The sequence below is a fragment of the Chloroflexota bacterium genome (genome assembly GCA_035652535.1).
GTDB lineage: Bacteria > Chloroflexota > UBA6077 > UBA6077 > SHYK01 > DASRDP01.
Window position 1 is genome coordinate 1 of sequence record DASRDP010000032.1, and the last position, 4,551, is coordinate 4,551.

Sequence of the window (4,551 nt, forward strand, 5' to 3'; positions counted from 1 at the left end):
AGCAGCGGCGGCTCGCCGGGGCCGAGGTAGGCGAAGATGATCCCGTTCTTCTCGACGCATGGGTACGCGGTGTGACGGATGCGCTCGTGGAAGGTGCTGCCGGCTGGCTCCCCGGGCTGTTCGAGGCACCGGCCGGAAACGTCGAAGAGCCAACCGTGGTAGATGCAGCGGATCCCGCCGTCCTCGAGCCGACCGTAGGAGAGGTCGGCGCCCCGATGGGGGCAGTGCAGGCTCAGGAGGCCCGGATGGCCAGCGTCATCGCGAAAGAGGACGAGGTCCTCGCCCAGGAGGCGCACGGGGACCGGTGCGCCGCCGGGGGGCAGCTCCTCGGACAGGGCCGCCGGCTGCCAGTAGCGGCGCATGAGCTCGCCGCACGGGGTGCCGGGTCCAGTCTGGGTCAGCAGGTCATTCTCTTCTTTCGTCAGCATGGCGTCCCTCTTCTTCGCTACTTCACGGTCGGTATTGCCCACTCCGCCATCTTCCACTTGTCCCAGGTCTCGCGTCGGCGCTGATCGCTGAAGCGATTCACCGGCGGGAAGTTCTCGAGGCGGTCGAAGGGCCGGCAGCCGTTGATGATGAGCCGCTTGTACGGCAGGGCGTTCCGGCTCTCGCGCTCCTCGATGGGGCGGAGGGGGTCCAGGAGCCATCGGCTCTGGACGATGCTGGTGCGCGCCTCCTCGGGATCGAAGCGGGTCCCGACCGCCCACAGCACTTCCATGGGGTCGCGGATGTCCACGTCGTGGTCGACGACGATGAGCATGCGGCTCGTCGAGCCCATCGTGTCCAGCTCGTCCATGAGGCGCCGTACGTCGTCGGGCTGCTGCTGCTCGATGGCGAAGACGGTCGCGCCCAGGGGTCGGAAGTCCCAGATCTTGCGCACGGGGATCTCGAGCTGCTGAAAGTGACGGAGCAGACCGGCGCTTCGGATCTGGATCGGGAACACGTAGTGCTTATCATGCTTGAACGGGGGCGCGCCGTAGAGGATCGGATCGGTCCGGTAGTAGAGCGCCTTCACGTGGATGACCGGCTCCGGGGTCGACGAGTACTCGTAGTATCCGGTCCACTCCGCGAACGGCCCCTCGACGTGACTCTCGCGGTCGGGTGGCGGGATCTCTCCCTCGATGGCGATCTCGGAGCCGGCCGAGATCGGCAGGCCGGTCACGGAGCCGCGGATGACGGGCACCGGCTCGCCGGCGAGGTAGCCCGTATATTCGTACTCCTCCATGGAGTGGCGCGGCGAGCCGTTCGTCGAGCACGCGCTGAGGAAGAGGAGCGGCTCCGGACCGAAGGTGATGGCGACCGGGCACGCCTCCCCGCGTTTCCAGTGCTTTTCCATGATGCTGCGTCCGTCGCTGTCCGGCTCGGAGAAGATCATCAGCGTGTTGCGATCGTGGAGCTGCACCCGATAGGCGCCGACGTTCACCGCGCCCGTATCCGGATCGCGCTGGATCACGCCGAGCCCAGTGCCGATATAGCGCCCGCCGTCCAGCTCGTGCCAGTGGGGAACGGGGAACTGGAGCAGATCGACGTCGGCGCCCGTCTGGACGTTCTCGAGGATCGGCCCGCTATCGACGACGCGCGGGGGGACCGGTCTGTACTGCTCGAAAATGTCCTGGAACTTGGGAGCGATCTCCTCCTCGGGCAGCCCAATGTCCATGCCGAGCGCCATGAGGGCGCGCCGCCGGCTGCTGGTGACATTCGAAGCCACGCGGTAACCGGTGGGATAACCGACGACGTCGTCGAAGAGGAGCGCGGGTCCGTCCTGGTCGAGCGCCAGCTCGGCGATCGCGCCGATCTCGAGGTGCGGGTCCGCCCCTCGAATGACCTTCAGCTCGCCCATGCGGTCCGATTCGGCCAGGAACGTTCGCAGGTCGAAGAGTGGCATGTTTATCGCTCCCGAGCAGACTTAGAGGGTGAGGAAGGCGGTCAGCAGCCGATGGCGCTCCGCTTCATCGGGGCGGGAAGCGGAACCTACGATCAGGGCGCGAGGGCGATCACGTCGAGCGCGAAGTGGGCGTTGCCGCCCGGCTGGGTGTTGGCGTCAGCCACGCGCACGGCGATCCGGGCGGGCGGGTTGGTGGGGAAGTACTCCATCCACACCTCGTGGAATGGCGTTCGGTACTTCAGATCGTGGAGGTAGAGGGTGACTTTGACGACGTGGTCGAGGGTTGCGCCCGAGGCCGCCAGCAGCCCCTTCAGGTTTTCGAACGCCTGGCGGGCCTGCTCCTTGGTGTCGTCGCTCATCTGGCGCGTGCCGGGCGCCGTGCCGCGAATGGCGCTAAAGAAGATGAAGCCGCCGGCCTTGACGCCGGCGACCATGCCCGCCGCGCGCTCGCGTCCGCCCTCGGTTGGGATGGCCTCGCGCACCATAGCTAATCTCCTTCCGTCGTGAGCTCGATTACAGGATGAGAGGGAGCCTGGATAGCGTCACCCATTGTACTGCGAACGTTCGGGGGGTCACCTGCCCCTTGGTCGTGACGGTCGAGCTGATCTCTCGCACAAGATCATGCCTCGAAGATTCGGTTCGGGTCATACCACTAGAATGTTATCCTTACCGTTCCCCCCGTGGGCCGCGACGGAGCCGGTTGACGCCGGCCTTCTTTACCGCGCGGTCGTTGCGCTTGACCCGGGCGTGATGGGCGCGCTTGCCGAGGCGAAGGCTCGCTCGATGTCCTCGGGTAGGCTCAGGTCCTGCCACCGCTCGTAGCCCCCGAACCCGTGCTCCTCGTTCCACGTCATCACGTCGAACATCCTGCCCGTCACGCCAGTCGCGTCCTGGCCAGCCAGGTAGAGGGCCAGCGGGAGCATGTGCTCCGGCACGACCGGCCGACGGCCCGGCGCCATGCCGGCCGCGATCCGCTCGCGGACCGTGTCGTCGAACCAGGAGCCACGCGTGTGGCCCGGGATCATGATGTTCACGGCGACGTTGTGCTGGCGTACCTCGTCCGCGAGGTAGAAGCTCATCGTCGCCAGCGCCGCCTTCGAGGCCATGTAGGGCATCTCGCGCGAGTTCGGCCGTAGCGCCGCGTACGCCCCGCCGTGGGAGAAGGCCAGGATGCCGCTGCTTACGATGTTGATCACGCTGCCCCGGCGCTTCTCGATCATCGGGCGAATGAACCGGCGCGTCACCTTCAGCGCGCCGAAGACGTTCACGCCGAAGCTCTTGACCCAATCGTCGTCGCTCGTCTCGAGGGTCGTGGTGCGACCGGTCTTGTTGACCAGGAACATCTGCAGCAGCGCCGCGTTATTGATCAAGACGTCCACCGTCCCGAATCTCTCCATCGTGGCCGCGAAGGCGGCGTCGATCTGTCGATCGTCCGTGACGTCCACGTCCAGCGCGAGCGCCTCCGGGCTCGCATCCAGCCGCCGGTGAAAATCCTCGACGCCGGCCCACGTCCGGTCCGTCGCCACGACGCGCGCCTTCGCCGCGAGGAAGCCCTCGACGTAGGCCCGGCCCATGCCTCGCGCGGCGCCCGTCACCACGGCGACGCGGCCTTCAAGCTCCGGATGCGGGGGAAGTACATCTATTCGCATGGGTTCTCCTCCGGGTGGCGCGATCCCGCGCCGCGAAATACTATCGGCCCAATGGTTGACCCAGCCCGGGCACGGGCGGGTATACGGGGAGGTGCTCACCGTGGCCGCAACTATACAGGCGAGGCGGATCGTCGGGCTCCAGGCGGCGCTGTGCATCGCTTCCCTCCTCGCAGCATGCGCCCAGCCGCCGGCGGGCCGGGGCGCGGGCCCGAGCCCACGGGAGAATTCGACCGCCGACCAGCCCGCCCAGCACAAGACCCTCGTGATGGGCATGGGCGCCGTGCTCGACGCCTTCTCCATCGCGGGCAGCTCGAATACCGGGGGCGGGCGCCTCGGTTTCATCGAAATTCACTCGCAGGCGCTGTTCACGGCCGACAAGACCACGGGCCGCCCAATCCCGCGGCTCCTGGCCGAACAGCCGACCCAGGACAACGGCGGGCTTCGCCTGCTGCCCGACGGCCGGATGGTCGCGACCTACAAATTGCGTCCGGACGTGAAGTGGGCGGACGGTGTCCCCCTGAACTCCCACGATCTTCTGTTCACCTTCCAGATGCTGCAGGAGCGGTCCCTCCCGTTCATCGACATCGGACCCTCCACCCTAATGGAGTCGGCCGAGGCGCCGGACGATCGCACCTTCGCCATTACGTGGAAACAGCCCTACTACATGGCCGACGCCATCGGCCTGCGCGCCTTCTGGCCGATGCCGGCTCACCTCCTCGAGGAGGACTTCGACAGCCTGGTCGTCGGCCAGAAGGACACCGCCGGCTTTCTCGCCAAACCCTACTGGACGACGGCCTACGTGCACGTCGGCCCCTTCAAGCTCATGGAGTTCACGCCGGGCGAGGACGTGATCTTCGACGCCGTTCCCGACTACTTCCTCGGCCGGCCCAAAGTCGACCGCATCATCGTCCGCCAGGTCGCCGACCCGAACACCCTCTTCGCCGACGTCCTCTCTGGCAGCATCGACTTCGGAAGCGACAACGTCCTCCCTCCCACCCAGGCCCTCGACCTCAAGGC

The 4,551-nt window shown here is 67.0% G+C and carries 5 protein-coding genes; 1 reads left to right on the plus strand and 4 read right to left on the minus strand.

The genetic code is table 11. The annotated features are described in order from the left end of the window. From VFC51_04270 to VFC51_04285, 4 genes are all read right to left on the minus strand, one after another. On the minus strand, positions 1–428 hold a 428-nt coding region (locus VFC51_04270), incomplete at its 3' end, for a Rieske 2Fe-2S domain-containing protein (GenBank protein ID HZT06222.1). Between the two features lie 17 nt (positions 429–445). Beyond that, positions 446–1,885: a UbiD family decarboxylase gene (locus tag VFC51_04275; GenBank protein ID HZT06223.1), complete on the minus strand. Its 1,440-nt coding sequence runs from the start codon at positions 1,883–1,885 to the stop codon at positions 446–448. A gap of 92 nt (positions 1,886–1,977) precedes the next feature. Next, positions 1,978–2,370, minus strand: coding sequence for a RidA family protein (locus VFC51_04280; protein HZT06224.1), 393 nt, complete (start codon positions 2,368–2,370; stop codon positions 1,978–1,980). Positions 2,371–2,601: 231 nt separating this feature from the next. After that, positions 2,602–3,534, minus strand: coding sequence for an SDR family oxidoreductase (locus VFC51_04285; protein ID HZT06225.1), 933 nt, complete (start codon positions 3,532–3,534; stop codon positions 2,602–2,604). A 100-nt stretch (positions 3,535–3,634) separates the two neighbouring features. Between VFC51_04285 and VFC51_04290 the strand changes: the two genes are divergently transcribed. Next, a partial coding sequence (locus VFC51_04290) for an ABC transporter substrate-binding protein (GenBank protein ID HZT06226.1) occupies positions 3,635–4,551 on the plus strand: 917 nt, incomplete at its 3' end.

Coding starts and splice junctions, on each gene's coding strand:
- VFC51_04280 (HZT06224.1), bottom strand. CDS start 2,370: ATGGTGCGCGAGGCCATCCCAACCGAGGGCGGACGCGAGCGCGCGGCG.
- VFC51_04285 (HZT06225.1), bottom strand. CDS start 3,534: ATGCGAATAGATGTACTTCCCCCGCATCCGGAGCTTGAAGGCCGCGTC.
- VFC51_04275 (HZT06223.1), bottom strand. CDS start 1,885: ATGCCACTCTTCGACCTGCGAACGTTCCTGGCCGAATCGGACCGCATG.